The organism is Microbacterium testaceum (genome assembly GCF_006539145.1).
GTDB lineage: Bacteria > Actinomycetota > Actinomycetes > Actinomycetales > Microbacteriaceae > Microbacterium > Microbacterium testaceum.
The window spans coordinates 62,444-84,206 of the sequence record NZ_BJML01000010.1; the positions used below are offsets into that span (position 1 = coordinate 62,444).

A 21,763-nucleotide genomic window follows, 5' to 3' on the forward strand; every position below is an offset into this window, starting at 1 on the left:
GGCCCATGAGCCGGCGCACCCTGCTCAAGGCCCTGGCGGCATCGTCCGTCGCCATCGGCATCGGCGCCGCCGCCATGCCCGCCGCCGCCTCGGCATCCACCGCTCTCGGCGCCCGCGCCGCGGCGGCCGCTCCCCCGGTGAGCGCGGGCAAGCGCCTCGTCCCCGTCAACCGCATCGGCATCCAGCTCTACACCGTCCGAGACAAGGTCAGCTCGCTGGGCTTCCGTGCGGTGTTCGAGGAGCTGGCTCGCATCGGCTACTCGGAGATCGAGTTCGCGGGCTACACGCAGGGAGGCGTCGGCGCCATCACCCCGCAGGAGATCCGCCAGCTGCTCGACGACAACGGCCTGCGCGCGACAGGTGCCCACGTCAACCTCACCCCGGCCAACATCGACCAGCAGCTCGAGATCGCGCACGTGCTGGGCATGCCGCACCTGGGCCAGGGCGGGCCGATCGCCGGCGGGTACGGCGGACCCCTCGCCAAGGACGCCTGGATGCAGGCCATCGGCACGTGGAACCAGATGGGCGAGAAGGGTCGCGCGGCGGGAATCAAGCTCTACCTGCACAACCACGCGCAGGAATGGGGTTTCACGACCGACACGAACGAGCGCATCTACGACCTGTACTGGGCCAACCTCAACCCCGAGACGGTGTTCTTCGAGATGGACGTCTACTGGGCGCACGTCGGGAAGCACCTGTACCCCGGGTTCGAGCCGATCGACTACATCAAGCGCGACCCCCGCCGCTTCCCGATCCTCCATCTGAAGGACGGCAAGCTCAACCCGAGCAGCGCCAACGGGTACGACATCGTCGAGTTCGGCGCCGGGAACATCGATTACACGGCGTTCCTGTCGCAGCTGCGCGACCGCGGCCAGCGCTTCGGCATGTTCGAACAGGACAACGCCTCCACGGTGCCGGTCAACCCCGGTGACTCGCTCGCCAACGCCGACCGCAGCTACGACAACATCGCAGCCCTGCGCGGCTGAGCGACGAGGAAGAACCGATGAACAGAATCACGAAACTCACCACCGTCGGACTCCTCGTCATCGGGGGCAGCGTCGTCGCCGTCCCCGCGTACGCGGCCGACCTCACCTGCACCGACGACCTGGGCAGCCAGACCGTCTCGGGAAACCTGATCGTCCCCGGCGGAGCGGACTGCGTCCTGGGCGGAGCGACCGTCGAGGGCGACATCGTCGTCGAGGCGGGCGGGTGGCTGGATGCCACCTCGGTCACCGTCACCGGAGACGTCGTCGCCACCGACGCGTACGGCGTCTCGCTCGACGGCACGAGCGTCGCCGGCGACATCAGCGCCTACTCCGCCGACACCACGGTGGGCTTCCTCTACGTCAACGACCTGAAGGTCGGGGGCTCGGTGGAGGCCGGCGGCATCGACGTGGAGGTCGTCGACAGCGCGATCTCGGGCTCGCTTCTCACCCAGCGGGCGAACTACGTCGACGTCGTGCGCTCCTCGGTCGGCGCCGATGTGTCGGTCGACGGCTCGGGCTGGGGTCTGTCGATGACGGGAGCCGTCGTCAAGGGCGACGTCACCGTGAGCGGCAGCTCGCGCGACGTGCTGATCGGCGCCACCGCCGACGGCGGCTCCGACGCGTTCGCCAACTCGATCGGCGGGAATCTCTCGCTCACCGGGAACACCGCGAACCTGCGCGTGGCGAACACCACGGTGTACGGGGCTCTCGCACTCGACGGCAACTCCCCCGCCGCCGCGTTCGGTGCGGGCGTCCGCGCCGGTTCGACCACGGGCGACTACACGGGTGAGGCGCCGACCGCGCCTCCTGCCGGTGACCAGGCCATCGCGGTGACGGTTCCCGACCAGGGCTCGGGCGAGCTCACGTGGTCGATCGAGGGCACCTCGCGCCTGGTCGACCTGGGGGTTGCGACCGAGAACCTCGACCACTACGCCGCCTCCGGTGAGATCGTGCCGATCCGCGTGCAGGACACGCGGGCCGGCAACCCCGGGTGGTCGCTGACCGCTCAGGTGTCGAACTTCACCGCCGGCGGCCAGGAAGTGTCGAGCAAGTACCTCGGCTGGACGCCCGAGGTCCTCGAGACGCAGGGCGGTGCCGTCGCCGGCGCTCCCGTGCCCTCCGGCTTCGACAGCGGCCAGGGCCTGTCGGTCGCCCGCACCCTCGCTCAGGCGAACGACGGCCACGAGCGCGGCTCCTCGCTCGTGGGCGCCGACCTGGATCTCAAGCTCCCGCTCGAGACCCCCCGCGGTACCTACAACGCGACCGTGACGCTGACCGCCCTCAGCTGATCCCCCCTCCTGCCGGGGTCGCGCTCCCCGAGAACGCGGCCCCGGCGGGACCCCTTCCACACGAAAGCCACGCCCATGTCCCCGGCGAAGACCTCCCCCCGTTCCCTCCGTATTCTTGTGTCGTTCCTCGCCGGCTTCGCGCTGCTGCTGGGAACCCCCGTCGGCGCCTCCGCGGCCGCCGCTCCTTCCGCCGAGACCACGGTGACGTGGAGCGTCAAGCCCGCCGACACCGCGCAAGGGCGCGACCGGCCCAACTACGCGTACGACCTGCTGCCCGGGGGCACGGTCGGCGACGCCCTGTACGTCGCCAACCGCAGCCCCCAGCCGATCACCCTGCGCGTCTACGCCGCGGACGGCTTCCTCACCGAAGACGGAGCCCTCGACATCCTCGCCGGAGGCGCGGAGTCCACCGACCTCGGCAGCTGGGTCTCGATCGAATCGTCCGAGCTCACCCTCGACAGTGGCGCGAGCGCCGAGGTGCCCTTCACCGTCGCCGTCCCCGCCGACGCAGCTCCCGGCGACTACGCCGCCGGCATCGTGGCATCCATGCTCGTCACCGCCGACAACGGCACCGTCACCGAACGCCGTCTCGGCTCGCGCGTGCACCTGCGCGTGCAGGGCGACCTCGCCCCCTCTCTCGCCGTGGGCGAGGTGGCCGTCGACTACCACGGCACCGCGAACCCCGCCGAGGCCGGCTCCGCCACCGTCACCTACACCCTGACCAACACCGGCAACACCCGCCTCGACCCGAACGTCGAGGTCGCCCTGGGCGGTCCCTTCGGCTGGGCGCGCGTGACCGCCGCCGACGACGCCCCCGAGCTGCTCCCCGGCAGCTCGCTAGAGCGCACCGTCGAGGTCGCCGGGGTCGTGCCCCTCGTGCTGCTCTCGGCCGATGTGACGGCGACCTCGCAGGTGGTCTCGCGCACGCTCGCCGGCGCCGAGCCCTCCACCCTCGACCCCCTCGTCTCGCAGGGCGCCGCCGCCACCGCCGCCGTGCCGTGGACCGCGCTCGCGATCCTCGCCGTCATCGTCCTGCTCGTCGCCTGGCGCATCGTCGCGGCCCGGCGCCGCAGGGCCGCTCACGCGCGCGAGATCGCCGCCGCGGTAGCCGCCGCGCGGGCGGATGCCGCGGGGACGGATGCCGCGGGGACGGATGCCGACGCGGACGCGGACGCCGGTCGCGAGACGGTGCCCGCGGGTGCCGTCGCCGAACCCGGTTCATCGAACGACGACGTCGGCCCCGCGACCCGCGCCTCGCGCCGGTCGCCCTGAGACCCGCTCGCGGCGTGGAGAGGGACACTCCGCGCCGCGAGCGACCCACGACGCCCGTCGTGCTGCGGCACGGTGGGCGTTGTTCGTGCCGCGGGCCCGCGTGCCGCGCGCACGACAGCGGACTCCACGCGATACGCCGGGTCGCCGGCATCCGGAACCGACGTGTCAGGGGAACGCTCCGCCGCTGGGTACGGGGCACCGGCCCACGGACCGTCGCGACCCGCGGCGAGCGCGGCGCGCTCGACAGCGGACTCCACCGCGATCCGCGGCGCCCCGCCCGCGCGGGTCAGGCGCGCAGGAACGCGGCGTTCAGCGACTCGGGCGCCAGGGCGTGCTCGACGGCGAGCATGCTCGCGCCGATGACGGCGGCCTTCTCGGCGGCGACCGACTGCACGATCGACAGGTATTCGGTGGCGAGGGGCGTGGAGCGGGTGTAGACGACCTCGCGGACTCCCGCGATGAGGTGCTCGCCGACGCGGGCCATGGAGCCGCCGATGGCGATGACCGAGGGGTTCATGAGGCTCACGCAGGTGGTGAGCACCTCGCCGATGTCGCGGCCCGCCTGACGCACGGCCTGGATCGCGTCGATGTTGCCGCGCTTGACGAGGTCGACCACGTCGGAGCCGGTGTGGGCCTCGATCCCCTGCGCGCGCAGGGCACGGGCGATGGCGGGGCCGGATGCCAGGGCCTCGAGGCACCCGCGATTGCCGCACTGGCACGGGATGTCGGCGCCGCGCGCGACCTGGACGTGGCCGATGTCGCCGGCGATTCCCTGGGCGCCGCGCTGCAGGTGGCCGTCGGAGATGATGCCGGTGCCGATACCGGTGGCCACCTTCACGAACATGAAGTGGTCGACCGCGGGCCAGGCGATGCTGCGTTCGCCCAGGGCCATGATGTTGACGTCGTTGTCGACGAGGACCGGGACGGGCATGTGCTGGTAGATCCAGCCCGGAATGTCGAAGCGATCCCAGCCGGGCATGATCGGGGGGTTCACCGGCTGGCCGGTGGAGTGCTCGACGGGCCCCGGAACGCCGATGCCCATCGCGGCGACGTCGGAGGCCGAGCGACCGGACTCGGTCAGCAGTGCGCTCGCCGTCTCGACGAGCCAGGTCAACACGGGCTCGGGGCCGGTGGCGATGTCGATCTCGCCGGTGCGCTCGCTGAGCACCTTGCCGGTGAGGTCGGCGATCGCGACGGTCGCGTGCGACGCACCGAGGTCGACGGCGACGACGACCTTGGCCGCGGGGTTGATGGCGAACTGCGACGGGGGTCGGCCGCCGGTGGACACCGCGTCGGCGACGGGGGTGATGAGGCCCATCCGCATGAGCTCGTCGACGCGGACGGCGACGGTCGATCGGGCGAGGCCGGTCGACTTGGCCAACTCCGCTCGCGTACGCGGTACGCCGTCTCGCAGCAGCTGGAACAACTGGCTCACGCCATTGACCGACTGCACGGAATCTGTCGTCATCCTCTTCACGCCCTCAGTACACCATTAGTAGCAATGCATTCCATCCACATGCCGACGGCGACTACGCGAATCACGCAGCCGCCGTCGGCATAAGTGTCGTCAGCCCCGTCCCGGGGGACGGGAGAAGCGCTGCTGCAGGAGCACCGCGACCACGATGATGACACCTTTCGCCACCGCCTGGACGGAAGACGAGAGATTGTTCTGGATGAACACGTTCGACAACGTCGCGAAGATGAGGACGCCGAACACCGTACCGGTGATCGTGCCCCGGCCGCCGACGAGCAGCGTGCCGCCCACGACGACCGCCGCGATGGCATCCAACTCGTAGAGCTGACCGTGCGTGGACGTGCCGGCCGTGGTGCGGCCGAGGATCATGACGGCCGCGATTCCCGCGCACAGACCCGTGATGGCGTAGAGCCACATCGTGTGGCGGCGCACGTCGATGCCGGCGAGGCGCGCGGCCTCGCGATTGCCGCCGACGGCCACGGTGCGCCGACCGAAGGTCGTGCGGTTCAAGAGCACCCAGCCGAGGGCCGCGACGATCGCGAAGATCCAGATGAGGATGTCGACGCCGAGGATGTCGGCGTTCATGAAGGTGATGAAGCCGCGGTCCTGCACGACGAGCGTGCGACGCTCGGCGAGGATCTCGGCCAGGCCTCGGGCACCAACGAGCATCGCGAGGGTGGCCATGAACGCCACGACGTTCCCGTAGGCGATGACGATGCCGTTGATGAGGCCCGCACCGACCCCCACCGCGAGCGCGATGACGACCATGACGCTCCAGTGCAGGTTGTCGGCGAGATCCTGGACCGCGGCGAGGGTCGCGACGACCGAGGCGAGGCCCATGACGGAGCCGACCGACAGGTCGATGCCGCCCGCGATGATCACGAGGGTCATGCCGATGCTGATGACGCCGATGATCGAGGCCTGGCGGAGGATGACGAGCAGGTTGTCGACGCTGGTGAACGATCCGGGAGCGGTGACGGCGCCGACGATCACGATCACGAGCAGCGCGACGACGAGGCCGATGTTGCGACCGGCCGAGCCGGAGAGGAACCGGCGCCAGGCCGGCGCGGGAGCCGGAGCCGCGACAGCCCCGGTCTCTGTGAGGACCGTGCGCGCACGGGTCGGGGTGGTCTGCTCGCTCACGCGGCGGATCCTTTCATGACGAGATCGAGCACGCCGTGCTCGTCGATCTGGTGGGAGGGGAGGGTGCTCAGGATGCGGCCGTCGGCGACGACGAGGACGACGTCGGCGAGGCCGAGCACCTCTTCGATCTCGCTGGAGACGACGACGACGGCGTTGCCCGCGGCGGCGAGATCGCGGATGAGGGCGTAGATCTCGGCGCGAGCGCCGACGTCGACGCCGCGGGTGGGTTCGTCGAGCAGCAGCACCTCGGTGCCGTGCACGAGCCAGCGCGCGAGGAGGATCTTCTGCTGGTTGCCGCCGGACAGGGTGCGGGCGGGACGATCGGGGTCGGCGGGACGCAGTTCGAAGGCGTCGATCTGCTCCCGGGCGATCTTGCGGGCGGCGCGGTCGTCGAGGAAGCCGCCCTTGGCGAAGCGCTTCATCGAGGCGAGGGCGATGTTGACGAAGATCGGCTCGTCGAGGACGAGGCCCTGACTCTTGCGCTCCTCGGGGGACAGACCGATGCCGGCGTGCACGGCGGCTCGCACCGATCCGCGCGACAGTGTCTTCTCGCGCACGCGCACGGTACCCGCGGTCGCGCGTCGGGCCCCGTAGACGGTCTCGAGGATCTCGGATCGACCCGAGCCGACCAGTCCCGCCAGCCCCACGACCTCGCCGGCGCGCACCGAGAACGACACGTCGGAGAAGACCCCGTCCAGGCCCAGGCCCTGCACGTCGAGCACGACCGGAGCATCGGATGCCACGGGCACGCGCTCCGGGAAGACGTTGGCGACCTCGCGCCCGGTCATGAGCCGAATGAGCTCCGCCTTGGGGGTGTCGGCGGCGGAGAGGCCGACCGCGGTGGTGCGTCCGTCTTTCAGGACGGTGATGCGGTCGCCGATCTCGCGGATCTCTTCGAGGCGATGCGTGATGTAGACCACGGCGATGCCGGCGGCGGTCAGTTCGCGCACGACCGCGAAGAGGTTCTTGACCTCTTCGGTGTCGAGCACGGCCGAGGGCTCGTCCATGATGATGAGCTTGATGTCGTGCGACAGGGCGCGGGCCATGCTCACGATCTGCTTGTTCGCGGCGCTGAGCGAGCCCACCTCGGTGTTCGGTGAGAGCGTGGCGTGGCCGAGGCGTCGCAGCAGCTCCTTCGTCTGGCGGGCGGCCTCGGCGCGCTGCGTGAAGCCGCCGCGGGCGAGTTCGTGGCCCAGGAAGATGTTCTCGGCGATGGTGAGGCCGTCGACGACGTCGAGTTCCTGGTACATCGTCGCGATGCCGAGCTCGATGGCCGCGTCGGGGTCGGCGATCTCGACGCTCTCACCGAGCCAGACGATCTCGCCCTCGTCGGGGCGGTGCACTCCCGCGAGCGTCTTGATGAGAGTCGACTTGCCCGCGCCGTTCTGGCCCAGCACGCAGTGCACCTCTCCGGCGACGATGTCGAGATCGACACCGCGCAGGGCGCGGACGCCGGCGAAGGACTTGGTCACGCCTCGGACGGTGAGTAATGACGACTGATGGTCAACTTTGATCACGCGGCGAACATAACACGCCGCCTCGTCGTCGCGCGACCCGAATCAGGCCCGCGAGCTCTCGCCGGCCTCCCGCGTGCACGCGATCCACTTCCCCGCGGAAAGACGTTGTGGCCGGACTTATGCAGATTAGAAAACAAAAGATGCTCACCTGGACGACACTTCTGCTAGCGTGAGCCGCGTCAGAGTGGACCCTTCCTTCCGGAATGACCCGGGGCCGCGATGACCCCAGCTGCATCACATTTCAAGGAGGAAACATGCGCTCACAGTGGAAGTCGCGTTCGCGACTCGTCCTGACCGGCATCGCCGTCGTCGCCTCGGTCGGCCTGCTCGCCGGTTGCACCGGTTCGGGCGGCGACAACGACAGCATCGTCGGCCAGGGCACCACGACCGAGGAGAACGCCGCCACGGGCGACACCGTCACCATCGGCTTCTCCGGCCCCGCCGCCGACCACGGTTGGCTCGGCGCCATCAACTCCGGTGCGCTCGCCGCCGCCGAGAGCTTCCCCGACGTCGACCTGAAGGTCGCCGAGGGCACGAACGACGTCAACGCGCAGATCGCCGCTGTCGAGACGTTCATCAACGACGGCGTGGACGCCATCGTGCTCCTGCCGAGCGACGGCGCCGCGCTCACCGAGGTCGCGATCAAGGCGATGAACGCGGGCATCCCGGTCATCAACGTCGACCGCGAGTTCTCGAGCCCCTTCGCCGCTCGTTCGACGATCCTCGGCGACAACTACGGCATGGGCGTCAGCGCCGGCACCTACATCTGCGAGCAGCTCGAGGGCAACAGCAACGCCATCGTCGGCGAGATCGCGGGCATCGACTCGCTGCCCCTCACCCAGGACCGCTCCGCGGGCTTCGCCGACGCTCTGTCGGACTGCGGCCTCAAGGTCGGGCCGCGCGTCGCCGCGGACTTCACCGTGCAGGGCGGCGAGGCCTCGACCTCGCAGCTGCTGTCGGCCAACCCGAAGATCGACGCTCTGTGGAACCACGACGACGACCAGGGCATCGGCGTGCTCGCCGCCATCACGGCGGCCGGTCGCGACGAGTTCCTCATGGTGGGCGGCGCGGGCAGCCGGAACGCGATGGAGTCCATCCAGGCCGACGACAGTGTGCTGAAGGCGACGGTCATCTACCCGTCGACGCAGGCCGCCGACGGTATCGCGCTGGCACGCCTCATCGCCCAGGGCAAGACCGCGGGAGACCTCATCACGCCCAGCGTTCCCAACCGCATCGTGTTGGACGCCCCCGTGGTGACGAAGGACAACGTCGCGTCCTTCATCGACCTCGCGTTCCAGTCCTGACCGATCCGGGGCGTCCGCGTTCATCGCGGGCGCCCCGTCCCTCGTCCCCCAGAGAAAGACCTCATCGTGACCCAGCCCCTTCGCATCGCCATGATCGGTGCGGGATTCATGGGCGCCGCGCATTCCCAGGGATGGCGCGTCGCCCCTCGTTTCTTCGACCTCCCCCTCGCCCCCGAGATGAGCGTGCTCGTCGGGCGCGACATCGCCCGCACACGGGCGGCCGCCGACACCTGGGGCTGGCTCGAGAGTGCGACCGACTGGCGCGAGGTCATCCACCGCTCCGACATCGACGTCGTCGACATCGTGACGCCCGGCGACTCGCACGCCGAGATCGCCATCGCCGCCCTCGCCGCCGGCAAGCACGTCATCTGCGAGAAGCCCCTCGCCAACACCGTCGACGAAGCCCGCCGCATGGCCGAAGCCGCCGCGGCCGCGTCCGCCAGCGGCATCCGTTCCATGGTCGGCTTCACCTATCGGCGGCTTCCGGCCACCACCTTCGCTCGCGACCTCGTCGCCGCCGGGCGCCTCGGCGACATCCGCCAGGTGCGCGCCGAGTACCTGCAGGACTGGCTGAGCGACGCCGAGGCCCCGCTCACGTGGCGCCTGCAGAAGGACCGCGCCGGCTCCGGTGCCCTCGGCGACATCGGCGCCCACGCCGTCGACCTCACCGAGTTCATGACCGGGCAGCGGGTGACCCGCGTCGCCGGCATCCTCGAGACGATCGTCGCCGAGCGTCCCGTCCTCGCCTCCTCGTCCGGCCTCTCGGGGTCGGCGGGCACCGAGCGCGGATCCGTCACCGTCGACGACCTCGCCCTCTTCACCGGCCGCCTCGAGAGCGGCGCCCTCGCCTCGTTCGAGGCCTCGCGCTTCCGCCTGGGCCGCAAGAACGCCCTGCGCATCGAGATCGCGGGTTCGCTCGGCTCCCTGTCGTTCGACCTCGAGAGCCCGAACGAACTGCAGTTCTACGACGCCACCGCACCGTCCACCGAGCAGGGCTTCCGTCGAATCCTCGTCACCGAACCCGAGCACCCCTACGTCGCGGCGTGGTGGCCCACCGGCCACATGCTCGGCTACGAGCACGGCTTCTCGCACCAGGCGAAGGACTTCGTCGAGGCTGTCGCCGCGGGCACCGCAGCGACCCCGTCGTTCGCCGACGGCCTGCACGTGCAGGAGGTCCTCGACGCCGTCGCACGCAGCTCCGAGAGCGAGGGCGTGTGGACCGGGGTCGACGCCGATCTCGCCGCCGCCCGTGCCGCGGACCGCGCGTTCGCGGCATCCTGAACCCGATCCCGCACCCGCACCGACGAAAGGACGACGCGATGACGCGACCGATCACTCTCTTCACCGGCCAGTGGGCCGATCTGCCCTTCGAGGAGGTGGCCCGTCTCGCCGGCGAATGGGGCTACGACGGCCTCGAGATCGCCTGCTGGGGAGACCACCTCGACCCCTGGCGCTGGGACGACGAGGCCTACGTGCAGGAGAAGCTCGCCGTCCTCGAGCGCAACGGCCTGAAGGTCTGGACCATCTCGAACCATCTCAAAGGACAGGTGGTCTGCGACGATCCCATCGACCAGCGACACCGCGACATCGTCTCGGACCGCGTGTGGGGCGACGGCGACCCCGAGGGCGTACGCCAGCGCGCCGCCGAGGAGCTGAAGAACACCGCGCGCCTCGCCGCCAAGCTCGGGGTGAAAACGGTCACGGGCTTCACCGGATCGAGCATCTGGAAGTACGTCGCGATGTTCCCGCCCGCCACCGAAGCGATGGTGGATGCCGGCTATCAGGACTTCGCGGACCGGTGGAACCCGATCCTCGACGTGTTCGACGAGGTCGGCGTCCGATTCGCCCACGAGGTGCACCCCTCGGAGATCGCGTACGACTACTGGACGACGAAGCGCGCGCTCGAAGCCATCGGCCACCGCGCGGCGTTCGGGCTGAACTGGGACCCCTCGCACATGGTGTGGCAGGACATCGACCCGGTCGCGTTCCTGTGGGACTTCCAGGACAAGATCTTCCACGTGCACTGCAAGGACACGAAGAAGCGTCTCGGCAACGGCCGCAACGGACGCCTGTCGTCGCACCTGCCGTGGGCCGACCCGCGCCGCGGGTGGGACTTCATCTCGACCGGGCACGGCGACGTGCCCTGGGAAGACGCGTTCCGCATGCTGAACGCGATCGGCTACGACGGTCCGCTGTCGGTCGAGTGGGAGGACGCGGGCATGGACCGCCTGGTCGGAGCGCCCGAGGCGCTCGGCTTCGTGCGGAAGCTGTCGTCGTACGAGCCGTCGGGGGCGGCGTTCGACGCGGCGTTCAGCCAGCGCTGACCCGGGGGGATCGGTCGGAAGCGAAACGAGGGGCCGGATGCCATGGCATCCGGCCCCTCCGCATGTGCGGGCCGTCCCCTTCGTCGAGGCGGACGCGCGGATCGCGCGACCCGCGGGGCGGCAGGGTCGCGCGCCACCGGAACAGCGGGATGCCACCGGAGCAGGACGCATCCGCCCCGAACGACCGGTTCTCGGCGCATCCCTGTTCTCGATGCACCGCCCGCGCCGCAGGCAACCCCCGCGTCAGACGCCCAGCCCGCGCAGCACCAGGTCGCGCACGCCCGCGGCGGGCAGCGCCTCGGTGTCGGGCAGCAGGCCGGCGTCGCTCGTGACGAGCATCGGCCCGTCGCGGCGCGACGACGACAAGCGCCCGTGCGTCCCCCGGACGCACGACGGATCGAGCGGCACCGTGCTCATCGCGTAGCGCAAGCCCAGCCTCTTCTTCACGAGGTTCGCCCCGGCCTTGGCCTTCGCGAGCCGGTCGGCCGGGTCGAAGAACAGCTCGGCGGGGTCGTATCCCGGCTTGCGGTGGATGTCGACGCCCCGGGCGTACTCGGGCGCGCGGTCGTCGTCGAGCCAGAAGTAGTAGGTGAACCACGCCCCGGGCTCGGCCACGACGACCAGTTCGCCCGACCGCTCGTGGTCGAGGCCGTACCGCGCCTGCGCCTCGCGATCGAGCACCTCATCGACGCCCTCGAGCCCGCGCAACAGTGCCGTGACGCGCGGGAGGTCGGCGGCATCCGGAACGTACACGTGAGCGACCTGATGGTCGGCGACGGCGAACGCCCGTGAGGTCCAGGGGTCGAGCTGCTCGCGACCGTCCTGCACGTAGACCTCGAGCAGCCCGTCGCGGCGGAGGGCGCGGTTGATGTCGACCGGTCGGGACGCCTGCTCGATGCCGTACTCCGACACCGCGACGACCGTGTAGCCGCGCTCGGCCGCGTCGTCGAGCAGCGGGGCGATCGCGTCGTCGAGTTCGCGGGCCGCGCGGGCGGCTTCGGCGCCGTTCGGCCCGAAGCGCTGCAGGTCGTAGTCGAGGTGCGGCAGGTACGCCATCGCCAGGTCGGGCGCCGGACCCCACCGCTCGGTGATGACGCCGCGCGTCGCCTCGGCGAGCCACGCGCTGCTCTGGATGGTCGCGGTCGGCCCCCAGTACTGGAACAGCGGGAACTCCCCCAGCGCCCCCACGAGCTGGTCGTGCAGGGCCGCCGGTCGCACGTAGGCGTCGGGGCTCTTCCGCCCGTCGGCGTGGTAGATCGGGCGCGGCGTCACGGTGATGTCGGTCGTCGCCCCCATCGCGAACCACCAGCCGAGGTTGGCGGTCGTCAGCTCGGGGCGCGAGCGGCGGGCGGTCTCCCACACCTTCTCGCCCGCGACGAGCTTGTTGTGCTGGCGCCACAGCAGCGGGTCGCCGAGACCGCGGAAGTGCCAGCCGTTGCCGACAATCCCGTGCTCGCGCGGCATGGTGCCGGTGAGCATCGTCGATTGCACGCTGCACGTGACGGCCGGGAGGATCGTGTCGAGTCCGAGGTGGCCGCCCGCGCGACCGAGGGCGGTGAGCCGGGGCATCGCGGCGAGCGCGCGCGGCGTGAGCCCCACGATGTCCAGCAGCAGAACCTTGCTCATGCGCGGCTCCTTTCGTCGGTTCCGGATGCCGGGACCCCGGCGACGGCGCGCGGCAGGTGCGCGTGCACCCACCGCAGTTCGGCGGCGATGCCGCTGACGAGCGTCTCGGGCTGCAGGTCGTCGGGCAGTACCGACCAGGTGTAGGTCTCGACGTCGAGGTGCGCCGCGTCGCCGTGGGGCGCCGCGAGGACCGCATCGACGGCCGCGAGAAGCACCTCGGTCGTGGCGCGAAGCGGCGGCGCGGGCCGGGCGTGCAGGGGGATGTGAACGTGCACGCGCCACGCGCGGTCGGTCGGCCACGGATCGGTGGCGTCGAGCACCTCGGGCAGGTCGTCGGCCCGCCGCGTGCCCGTGGCCTCGCGCACCTGGTGCACGTAGCGTTCCTCGGCGAAGGGCCGCAGCGCCTCGGTGGTGCGGGGGTCGGCGGGGTCGGGCACCTCGAGGGCGACCGAGGCCTGCACCTTGACGATCCGGATGCCGGCGGCGGTGGCCGCGGCGACCGCTCCGGCGGGGTCGGCGAACGAGACGGCGAGGTGGCAGGTGTCGAGGCACAGCCCGAGGCGCCCCTCGTGCGTGAGGTGCGGGCGCGCGTCGAGCCACGCGATCACGTCGGCGACGTCGTCGAGGATGCAGCCGGGCTCGGGCTCGATCGCGACGCGCACGGTGCGGCCGGTCTCGCGTTCGAGGGCGCCGAGGCCCTCGACCAGCCGCTCCAGGTTGTCGTGCGCGGCGCGGTCGGCCGCGGCATCCCACCCTGCTCTCCACCCGAGCGGGAGCGTCGAGATGCTCCCCTCGCCCCCGTCGGGGAGCAGGGCCGCGAGGGCGCGCGCGCAGTCCAGCGTGTACCGCAGCCGCTCGGGCGTGGTCCAGTCGGGGCGGTAGACCGCGAGCTTGACGACATCATCGTGGAATCCGCGGTACGGGAAGGCGTTCACGGTCCGCAGCTCCAGACCGTTGCGCTCGAGGGCGTCGGCGAGAACCGCCCGTGCCTGCGGGTCGCCGGAGAGGGCGGATGCCACGCCCACCGGCATCCACAGTCCGACGCCGAGGCGGTCGAGGCCCGCCGCCCGCCGGATCGGGCCCGCGTGCTCGTCGAGCTGGCGGACGATGCCCGGGAGGTCTTCGGCGGGGTGGACGTTGGTGCAGTACGACAGCTCCACCCTCAGGCCCCCTGGCGCGACGCCATGCCGCGCAGCACCGAATTGCCCTCGAACAGCTCGGGGCCCTGGTTCGCGGGGGCGAAGCCCTCGATCGGGTCGGTGTTCACACGGCCGCTCTGCGCGTAGAAGTCACGGGGGTTGCGCCACAGGACGCGGTCGACGTCGTCGTCGTTGAAGCCGGCGTCGAGCATGGCGAGGCCCGTCTTCGCGGTCTTGAGCGGGTCGGAGCGGCCCCAGTCGGCCGCGGAGTTGACGATCACCCGGTCCAGGCCGATGCGCCGCATGATCGCGACCACGCGCTGTTCGTCCATCTTCGTGTCGGGGTAGATCGAGAAGCCCATCCAGGCGCCGCTGTCGGCGACCGCGTCGACGCAGGTCTCGTTGAGATGGTCGACGAGCACACGCTCCATCGCGATGCCCGACTCGGCGACCACGTCGAGCGTGCGCTGCGTGCCGACGGTCTTGTCGCGGTGCGGGGTGTGCACGAGGACGGGGAGGGCGAACTCGATGCCGAGGGCGAGGTGCTGACGGAGGATCTCGTCTTCTTCGGGGGTCATCGAGTCGTACCCGGTCTCACCGACGGCGACGACCCCGTCCTTGGCGAGGTAGGTCGGCAGCTCGGCCATCACCTCGCGGCAGCGCGCGTCGTTCGCCTCTTTGGGGTTCAACGCGATCGTGCAGTGGTGGCGGATGCCGAACTGCGCGGCGCGGAACCTCTCCCACCCGATCAGGGCGTCGAAGTAGTCGAGGAACGACCCCACGCTCGTGCGCGGTTGACCGAGCCAGAACGCCGGTTCCACCAGGGCGCGCACGCCCGCGTCGTACATCGCCTCGTAGTCGTCGGTCGTGCGGGCGGACATGTGGATGTGGGGGTCGAAGATGCGCATGTCAGGCCCTTTCGCGAGCACGCAGGAGGAGCAGGTCGTCGGGCACGGGCCGGCCCGCGGCGCGACGCTCGGCCGCGAAGCGCTCGGCCATCGCGGCGAGTTCGTCGTCGGCGCGGACCTCCAGGCCCGAGACGACGGAGAGGGGGATGCCGAGGAATACGCACTTCAGCACGCCGTGGCGCCACGCGTGATCGTCGAGGTGCTCCGCGGCGAAGGTCCCGAGCGCGGCGGCGACGAGCCGGGTGTCGTTGGCACGGAGGGCGTCGACGACCAGCTCGAGACCGGCTTCGCGCCACGCGGCGGCGGGTGCGGCGAGCGCGTCGAGTCCGCGCAGCACGCCGCGGCGTTCGGCGTCGTCTCCGCGTCGGTACAGCGCGACCGCCACGGCGGGGTCGGCGCCGCTGTCGGCCAGGGTCGCGATGATCGCGGCGCGCGCGGCATCGTCGGCGGTCGGCGCGAAGGGCTCGGCGGAGAGGGGGTCGCGCCCCACCTCGCGCCCCGCCGAGGCGAACAGGCGCGGGGCGCGGGTGGCATCCGTCCGTATCTGCTCGATGGCGCGGGTGGTCCAGGGGTGTGCCGGCGGGGCCGCGGGGCCGGGAGCGGAGGAGATTCCGGGAGCGGAGGACTCTGCGAAGGCCCGGGGCCCTCCCCCGGCCGAATCTCCTCCCCCCACAGCCCCCGCGGGACCCGCCCCCGGAGCGGAGGAGATTCGGGCAGCGGAGGACTCTGCGGAGGCCCGGGGCCCTCCCCCGGCCGAATCTCCTCCCCCCGCAGCCCCCGCGGTGGCCGTTCGCTCCGCCGCCGCGACCAGCGCCGCCATGCTCGCGCGGGCCAGTTCGGGCGCCGCGTGCGCGTGCCGCGGCAGCTCGACCGCGATCACTCCGGCGTAGTCGATCTCGCGCAGCGTCGAGAGGGCGGCATCCAGGTCGAGCTCACCCTCGCCGAAAGGCAGGTGCTCGTGCGCGGCGGGCAGCATGTCGTCGGCTTGGACGTTGCGCAGCAGCCCGCCCGCGGCGCGCAGGGCCCCGACCACTCCCGCCGGCTCGACGACCACGCAGTGCCCGAGGTCGACGGTCAGGCCCAGGTTCGCGGGGTGGCCGAGGCGGGCGCGGAGCGCGAGAGCATCGGCCACGGTCTCGACGAGCATGCCGGGTTCGGGCTCGAGGGCGAGGGTGACGCTCGCGTCGGCGGCGAACGCGGTGAGCTCGAGCAGACGCTCCTCGAGCAGCACGCGGGCCTGATCGACCGAGACGTCGTCGGGCACGACTCCGCTCCACAGCGACACGCAGTCGGCATCGAGGACCGCGGCGATCTCGACGGCGCGGCGTAGGAAGGCCATCCGCGACCCGGCCTCGCGGTCGACCAGGGTCGGCCGGTGTTTGCGCAGCGGGTCGAGAAGGTAGCGGGCCCCCGTCTCGACGACCACACGCAGGCCGCGGCGACGCAGGTCGGCGGCGAGCGCCTGGGTCTGCGCGCGCCAGTCGGCGGCGAAGGGGTCGAGGTGCGGGTGACCGAGCGTGAGGGCCACGGCGCCGTAGCCGTGATGCTGCAGCACGTCGAGAGCGGCGGGCAGCGGGTGGTCGGTGAAGCCGTTGGTGCCGTATCCCCAGGTCCAGCTCATGTGATGTCTCCCGTCGATCGGCGGCGGCCGAGCACGCGGCCGAGGGTCTCGACGCCCAGCAGGGCGGCGGTGGCGAGCGGCGAGCCCGCGCGGGCGGCGAGGGCCGACTGCAGGGGAACGACCGAGCGGATGCCGGCGCGGGTCGCGTCTCGCGCTTCGGCGGCTCCGGGCCGGCGGGCCACGCGCAGCTGCCCGGGCAGGACCGCGGCGAGGTAGCGAGCCGCCCCGAGGAGGGCGGCGGGGCGGTTTCCCCGACCGAGCAGACCGGATGCCGCGACGGCGACGCTCACGGCCACGGCGGCGCGCCCGGTGGTCACGGTCGATCCGTCGACCTCGCCCCGCGAGATCGCGGTGACGGCGACGGTGTGGGCGGCGACGGCGCCCACGGGAACCAGCGCCGAGCGCCACCCCGGGCCCGCGGCGCCCATCATCACGTCGAGCCCCCGGCACGCGGCCATGACCACGGGGCCCGCCGCGGTGGGCTTGAACAGGGTGTCGTACGCCCACAGTGCCCCGGCGAGAGCGATCGCGACCAGGCCCGAGGAGCGACCGGCGACGAAGGCCGAGCCGACGCCCAGAACGGTGAGTCCCGCACCGACCGCGAGGGCGCGGTCACGGCTGATCCGCCCCGAGGGAATGGGGCGTTCCGGGCGTTCGAGCGCGTCGAGGTCGGCATCCGCCCAGTCGTTCAGGGCCATGCCGGCGCTGTACAGGCAGACCGACGATGCCGCGAGGGCACTGATCCGCAGGGGGGCGGCCGCACCCGGCCCGCGCGCACTCAGCGCCCCGACGAGAGCGTCGCCGAGGACGGTGAGCGAGGCGGGGGCGCGGACGAGGTCGAGGTAGTCCGCGGCCCGGGTCACGGTGCGGCGACCCGAGCTGCCGCGACGGCGGCGGCGGTCTCGTGCACCCACGAGACGAAGCGGGCGGTCTGCTCGCCGAAGCCGTGGACGTCGCTGCCCCACGGGTCTTTGAAGAAGCAGCCGAGGGCGGTGACGACACCGGCGTGGCCGGCGCGGGTCGCGAGCGACAACGCGCGGACGAGGTCGATGACCAGGGGCGCGGCGAGAGCGGAGTCGTACGCGCTCCACGTGGTCTGCAGCGTCACGCGGCTGCCGAGGAAACCGGTCGCGCTGACGTGGTCCCACGCGGTCTTGACGTCGCCGAGGTCGGGCACGTTGTCGATGTGCAGCGGGGTCACGACGTCGTCGCCGACCAGGGCGTGCAGGCCGCGGTTCTTCGACACGAGCTTGGAGCGCACCGCCTCGGGATCGGCCAGGGTCGCGCCGTCGCCGCCGCCGAGCAGGTTCGTGCCGGCCCAGGACTGCACGCGGAACCCGCGGGCCGTGAACATCGGGGCCAGCACCGTGCGCAGCAGCGTCTCGCCGGTCTTGCCGTCCTGACCGGCGTAGGCGATGCCCGCGCGTTCGGCGCGGTCGCGCAGGACGGGGAGGTTGAGGGATGCCGAGGGGGTGAAGGCCGCGTAGGCGGCTCCGGCCGCGATCGCGGCGAGGGCGGCGCGCGAGCTGGGCGGCAGGACCCGCACGCCCGGCGTCGTGAGAGCCGTCTGCAGCAGCTCCTCGTCCTCGAATCCCGGGTGGTAGGGCGGCAGGGGCTCGGTGGACGAGACGTCGATCACGACGACCTCGCGCAACTCGTAGCGCTCGCGGAAGTCGATGATGTCGGCCGCGAGGAGGTCGATCTCCTCCTGCTGGGTCGCCGTCATCGTGGGGACGGGGCGGAGGTTCTGCTCGGTCTCGCGCAGGCGCTCGACGACCCGATCGACGAGTGCCGCGGGGAACATGCCCCCGGCGGCGAGCTGCCGCGCACGCTCTTCGAGCGGGGTGGTCGCGATGTCGTGTCCGCCGACGACGATGTCGGCGATCGCGGGGAACTCGTCGACGCGCACCGCGTCGGTCTCGGTCGTGAGGCCCACGGGGGTGGCGGCCCCCGTGGCGAGGGCGTGGATGCCGAGGGTCGCGGTCGTGGCGAGGGAGCCTCGCGCACCGATGAACCAGGCGCCGACGTCGGCGGTGCGGCGGGTGTCCGAAGTGTTCACGTGGGGGTCCGTTCTTCGTTGAGGGACGTCGATTGCCGGGCACGCGCGACGGCGCGACTCCGCGGGTGGGAGGTGTTCGGGTGGGACGCTCCCGTGGGGGGGGATGGGGGCGGCCCGGGGGTGATCGAGGGGGGACTCGTCGTCGAGGTGTCCTGGTCCTTCCGACAGTAGTGAGGCTTTTGCAGAAAGGCAACCAAAAGTTGTCGCATCGGGGCGCAATATTCGGAGCCAATTCGACGCCGGCCGCGGGGCGCATGTCGAGGTGGACCCGCGAGCCTCGCCTGCGACACTGCTCTCATGACGGCTCGCGACGACACGACAGCGCCCGACACCGAGTTCGAGAAGTGGGTGACGCACTTCACCTCGAACCGTCGACGGCACGACGCGATCGAGGCGGAGATCGACGGGGAGACTCCCGCTCGCCTACCGAGCGAAGTCCAGGCCGCCCTCGTGCGGTCGTTTCAGAGGTTCGAGCTGGGTGAGGGTGGCGACGGGCTCCATCTGCTCCGCAAGGCAGAGGGCTGTAGTCCCGCCCAACGGGAGGCCCTGAGGCTCCTGGTGGCGGAGGAGCAGGAACACTCGGCGCTGTTCCGACGCGGCCTTCGGCACCTCGGGCCGGCACGTTGACCGCTCATTGGTCCGACCTCGTCTTCACGCGACTTCGGCGCGCGCTCGGGCTGCGCACCGAGCTGGCCCTGTTCCTGACGGCTGAAGCCGTCGCCATGCCCTACTTCGTCGTCCTTGCGCGTTCCGGGCCCGACCCCGTGATCCGCGGAATCGGCACGCGCATCGCGCGGGACGAAGAGCATCACCTCGCTTTTCAGATCGCTCAGCTCCGGGGAGGGCTCTCCTCCCTCGCGACACCCGTGCGGGCGCTCGTCCTGCTCCTGTGGTGGGTGGTCGGCGTCGGAGCGGCGACCGTCGTGGCCATCGACCACGGATCCGCTCTGCGCGCGTGCGGCCTCCCCGTGCGGCGCTATTGGGGAGCAGCGCTGCGCTCTTTCCGTCGAGCCGTCGAGGCGACGGTGTCCTGAGCGGCGGCGCCGGTCACGCCCGCTGGTCTCGAACCCGACTCTCGTCCCGCGTCACTGTTGACTCCGCGCCGTCGCAGCGCTCCGGGGCGCCGCATCAGCCGTGCACGGCGAGCGCGCGCAGCACCTCGAGCTGGTGCACCGGACCGCCACCCTCGTGGCCGTTCCACGGGTAGACGCGGATGCTCTTCTCACCCGCGTAGTGGTTGTACGCCGCATACACGGTCGACGGCGGGCACACGGCATCCCGAAGTCCGACCGAGAACAGCGCGGTGACATTCGCCCTCGCGGCGAAGTTCACGCCGTCGAAGTAGGAGAGCGTGCGGAAGACCTCCTCTTCCTGCCCGCGCCGGGTCTGCAGGTAGGTGACGATCTCGCTGTAGGGCGCGGCGTCGGTGATCGCGACGGCCCGACGCATGGCGCTCAGGAACGGGAAGTCGATCGCGGCGAACCGCAGCCCCTCGCTCAGCGCCGTCGCGGCGAGGGCGATGCCCCCACCCTGGCTGCCGCCCCACACGCTCACGCGCGTCGCGTCGATGGCCGGGTGCGAGCGCACGGCGTCGATCGCGAGCACCGCGTCGCAGAACACGCGCCGGTAGTACGACCGGGCGGGGTCGTCGAGGCCCTCGGTGACGCGACCGGCGACGTGCGGAGCGCCGCCCACGGGGTCGGCGGTCGCACCGGGGAGCGCCCCGCTGGTCTGGCCTCGCGTGTCCATGACCATCACCGCGAAGCCGGCGGAGGGCAGGAGCGTGTGCTGGTGCGCGAGGCCGCGGCCCGAGTTGTAGCCGATGTACTGAACGACGCACGGCAGGGGGCCGGAGGCCCCGCGCGGGCGCAGCAGCCACGCCCGCACCTCGTGTCCCGCGAACCCCGCGAAGACGACGTCGTCGACCTCGACGCCGATCACACCGCTGTCGGCGGCGTCGACCGGGGTGAACCGCGCGGGCCATGCCGCCGCGCGCGCCTCGGCGAGCGTCTCGGTCCAGAACCGGTCGAAGTCGACGGGCTCCTCGCGCTCCGGGCAGAACGCCTCGAGCTCGGCCAGGGGCAGATCGAACTGGGTCACGGGTTCTCCTTCTCCCCGACGAGGCGCGAGAGCACCCCGTCGATGTGAGCGCGCGTGGCGGCGAAAGCCCGTATCCGGACCTCGTCGAGACCGGCGTACTCGCGATGGCCGTAGGGCTGCACGTCGAGCTCGAGCTCGGCCCCCGGCGCCTCGTCGATCGCATTCGCGACCGCGAACTGGCCGGGCGGGGGAACGTGGCGGTCGCGCAGCGCGCACTCCACGCGAACCGGCACGCGCAGGAAGGTCGCCGCCGTCGAAGCGTCGAAGAAGCGCAACACCTCGCGCGCCTCGGGGTGGGTGGCGACGTGGGCGCGCACCCGCTCCCCGCTGCCCTCGCACGGCAGGCGCAATCGCAGGTCGTACTGACCGAAGCTCGGCACGATCAGCGTCGCGCCGACGAATCTGTCGTCCCACGGCAGGGCCAGCGCGCCGATCCCGCCCCCGAAGCTCTCGCCCACGTAATACAGGGGAACGGACCCGGCGAGCGCCCGCAGCGCCGACCCGGCGTGCCAGAGGTCGACGGCGCACCTGCCGAGGACGTACTCCTCGATCGAGTGGATGCCGTGGAGCACATGCCCCTCGGCGGGCGTCGGCGCCCCGAGACCGGCGTTGAGCACCCCTTGCCCCCGGGCGACGGGGAAGAACACCGCCGCATCGTCCGGGACGCGGTCGACGTCGGGCGCCTCTCGACCGCCGTAGCCGTGGCCGTGCACGATGCCCACGCGGGGCGGCACCCCGTCGACGGTCGTGGCGAACCACCCGCGCAGGCGCAGGCCGTCGGCGACGGTGTGCTCGACCAGGAACAGGGCACGGCCGGCGACCCGCCCCAGGGGGCTCATGCGGGGGTCGGGGTCGACCCGCATCGCCTCCGCCGCCCAGGCCCGCCAGCGCTCGGCGAACCCGACGGGCGGAGCGACCGGTGGCACCGCGCGCAGGGCCGGCAGCTCGAAGCCGTAGGCTCCATCGCCCGCGGGATCGGCGATGACGCCGTTCACGAGCGG

19 protein-coding genes are annotated in these 21,763 nt (G+C 71.8%); 8 read left to right on the forward strand and 11 right to left on the reverse strand.

The annotated features are described in order from the left end of the window. Positions 1-5 precede the first annotated feature (5 nt). The 3 genes from MTE01_RS14005 to MTE01_RS14015 all read left to right on the forward strand — a co-directional run bounded on the left by MTE01_RS14005 (position 6) and on the right by MTE01_RS14015 (position 3,547). Complete coding sequence (locus tag MTE01_RS14005; protein ID WP_116239702.1) at positions 6-986, forward strand: sugar phosphate isomerase/epimerase family protein; 981 nt, start codon at positions 6-8, stop codon at positions 984-986. 17 nt (positions 987-1,003) lie between these two features. Then, entirely contained in the window at positions 1,004-2,275 is a 1,272-nt protein-coding gene (locus MTE01_RS14010; protein WP_141378102.1) for a hypothetical protein, read from the forward strand. Positions 2,276-2,350: 75 nt separating this feature from the next. Beyond that, positions 2,351-3,547 (forward strand): COG1470 family protein, encoded by a 1,197-nt coding sequence (locus MTE01_RS14015; protein WP_170210714.1) that lies wholly within the window; start codon positions 2,351-2,353, stop codon positions 3,545-3,547. Between the two features lie 286 nt (positions 3,548-3,833). Here MTE01_RS14015 and MTE01_RS14020 read toward each other — a convergent pair whose 3' ends face one another. From MTE01_RS14020 to MTE01_RS14030, 3 genes are all read right to left on the reverse strand, one after another. Beyond that, positions 3,834-5,015 carry an ROK family transcriptional regulator gene (locus MTE01_RS14020; protein WP_141378104.1) on the reverse strand — a complete coding sequence of 394 codons (1,182 nt, stop codon included), beginning with the start codon at positions 5,013-5,015 and terminating at the stop codon, positions 3,834-3,836. A 99-nt stretch (positions 5,016-5,114) separates the two neighbouring features. Next, positions 5,115-6,164, reverse strand: coding sequence for an ABC transporter permease (locus MTE01_RS14025; RefSeq protein WP_141378105.1), 1,050 nt, complete (start codon positions 6,162-6,164; stop codon positions 5,115-5,117). Then, positions 6,161-7,636 (reverse strand): sugar ABC transporter ATP-binding protein, encoded by a 1,476-nt coding sequence (locus MTE01_RS14030; RefSeq protein WP_103208351.1) that lies wholly within the window; start codon positions 7,634-7,636, stop codon positions 6,161-6,163. The genes MTE01_RS14025 and MTE01_RS14030 overlap by 4 nt, the downstream gene beginning before the upstream one ends. A gap of 299 nt (positions 7,637-7,935) precedes the next feature. Here MTE01_RS14030 and MTE01_RS14035 point away from each other — a divergent pair, with 299 nt between their 5' ends. The 3 genes from MTE01_RS14035 (at position 7,936) to MTE01_RS14045 (ending at position 11,309) form a co-directional block, all read left to right on the forward strand. After that, on the forward strand, positions 7,936-8,985 hold the full coding sequence (locus MTE01_RS14035; RefSeq protein WP_103208348.1) for a substrate-binding domain-containing protein: 1,050 nt from the start codon (positions 7,936-7,938) through the stop codon (positions 8,983-8,985). A gap of 90 nt (positions 8,986-9,075) precedes the next feature. Continuing rightward, a complete protein-coding gene (locus MTE01_RS14040) occupies positions 9,076-10,266 on the forward strand; it encodes a Gfo/Idh/MocA family protein (protein WP_141378132.1) in 1,191 nt (396 codons plus the stop codon). Between the two features lie 38 nt (positions 10,267-10,304). After that, complete coding sequence (locus MTE01_RS14045; protein ID WP_103208346.1) at positions 10,305-11,309, forward strand: sugar phosphate isomerase/epimerase family protein; 1,005 nt, start codon at positions 10,305-10,307, stop codon at positions 11,307-11,309. A gap of 243 nt (positions 11,310-11,552) precedes the next feature. On the opposite strand, the gene MTE01_RS14050 is transcribed toward MTE01_RS14045, so the two are convergent. Genes MTE01_RS14050 through MTE01_RS14075 form a run of 6 tightly spaced genes read right to left on the reverse strand, consistent with a single transcriptional unit; the run spans position 11,553 to position 18,662 of the window. After that, positions 11,553-12,935, reverse strand: a complete 1,383-nt coding sequence (locus MTE01_RS14050) for an alkaline phosphatase family protein (RefSeq protein ID WP_116239419.1) — start codon at positions 12,933-12,935, stop codon at positions 11,553-11,555. After that, a complete protein-coding gene (eboE, locus tag MTE01_RS14055; protein ID WP_141378106.1) occupies positions 12,932-14,095 on the reverse strand; it encodes a metabolite traffic protein EboE in 1,164 nt (387 codons plus the stop codon). Before eboE ends, MTE01_RS14050 begins: the two co-directional genes overlap by 4 nt. A gap of 2 nt (positions 14,096-14,097) precedes the next feature. After that, on the reverse strand, positions 14,098-14,982 hold the full coding sequence (locus MTE01_RS14060) for a TatD family hydrolase (RefSeq protein ID WP_141378107.1): 885 nt from the start codon (positions 14,980-14,982) through the stop codon (positions 14,098-14,100). Position 14,983: 1 nt separating this feature from the next. Continuing rightward, complete coding sequence (locus MTE01_RS17380) at positions 14,984-16,603, reverse strand: EboA domain-containing protein (protein WP_141378108.1); 1,620 nt, start codon at positions 16,601-16,603, stop codon at positions 14,984-14,986. Continuing rightward, positions 16,600-17,466 (reverse strand): SCO3242 family prenyltransferase, encoded by an 867-nt coding sequence (locus MTE01_RS14070; RefSeq protein ID WP_141378109.1) that lies wholly within the window; start codon positions 17,464-17,466, stop codon positions 16,600-16,602. Before MTE01_RS14070 ends, MTE01_RS17380 begins: the two co-directional genes overlap by 4 nt. Further along, the gene (locus MTE01_RS14075; protein WP_116239422.1) at positions 17,463-18,662 is read right to left on the reverse strand and encodes an inositol-3-phosphate synthase; all 1,200 of its coding nucleotides are present in this window, start codon (positions 18,660-18,662) and stop codon (positions 17,463-17,465) included. The genes MTE01_RS14070 and MTE01_RS14075 overlap by 4 nt, the downstream gene beginning before the upstream one ends. A 297-nt stretch (positions 18,663-18,959) precedes the next feature. Between MTE01_RS14075 and MTE01_RS14080 the strand changes: the two genes are divergently transcribed. Both MTE01_RS14080 and MTE01_RS14085 read left to right on the forward strand, forming a co-directional pair. Further along, entirely contained in the window at positions 18,960-19,289 is a 330-nt protein-coding gene (locus MTE01_RS14080; protein ID WP_141378110.1) for a hypothetical protein, read from the forward strand. Continuing rightward, positions 19,286-19,696: a hypothetical protein gene (locus tag MTE01_RS14085; protein WP_141378111.1), complete on the forward strand. Its 411-nt coding sequence runs from the start codon at positions 19,286-19,288 to the stop codon at positions 19,694-19,696. The genes MTE01_RS14080 and MTE01_RS14085 overlap by 4 nt, the downstream gene beginning before the upstream one ends. Before the next feature lie 94 nt (positions 19,697-19,790). Here MTE01_RS14085 and MTE01_RS14090 read toward each other — a convergent pair whose 3' ends face one another. Continuing rightward, the gene (locus tag MTE01_RS14090; protein WP_141378112.1) at positions 19,791-20,762 is read right to left on the reverse strand and encodes an acetylxylan esterase; all 972 of its coding nucleotides are present in this window, start codon (positions 20,760-20,762) and stop codon (positions 19,791-19,793) included. After that, a complete protein-coding gene (locus MTE01_RS14095; RefSeq protein WP_103208331.1) occupies positions 20,759-21,757 on the reverse strand; it encodes an acetylxylan esterase in 999 nt (332 codons plus the stop codon). Before MTE01_RS14095 ends, MTE01_RS14090 begins: the two co-directional genes overlap by 4 nt. Positions 21,758-21,763 lie beyond the last annotated feature (6 nt).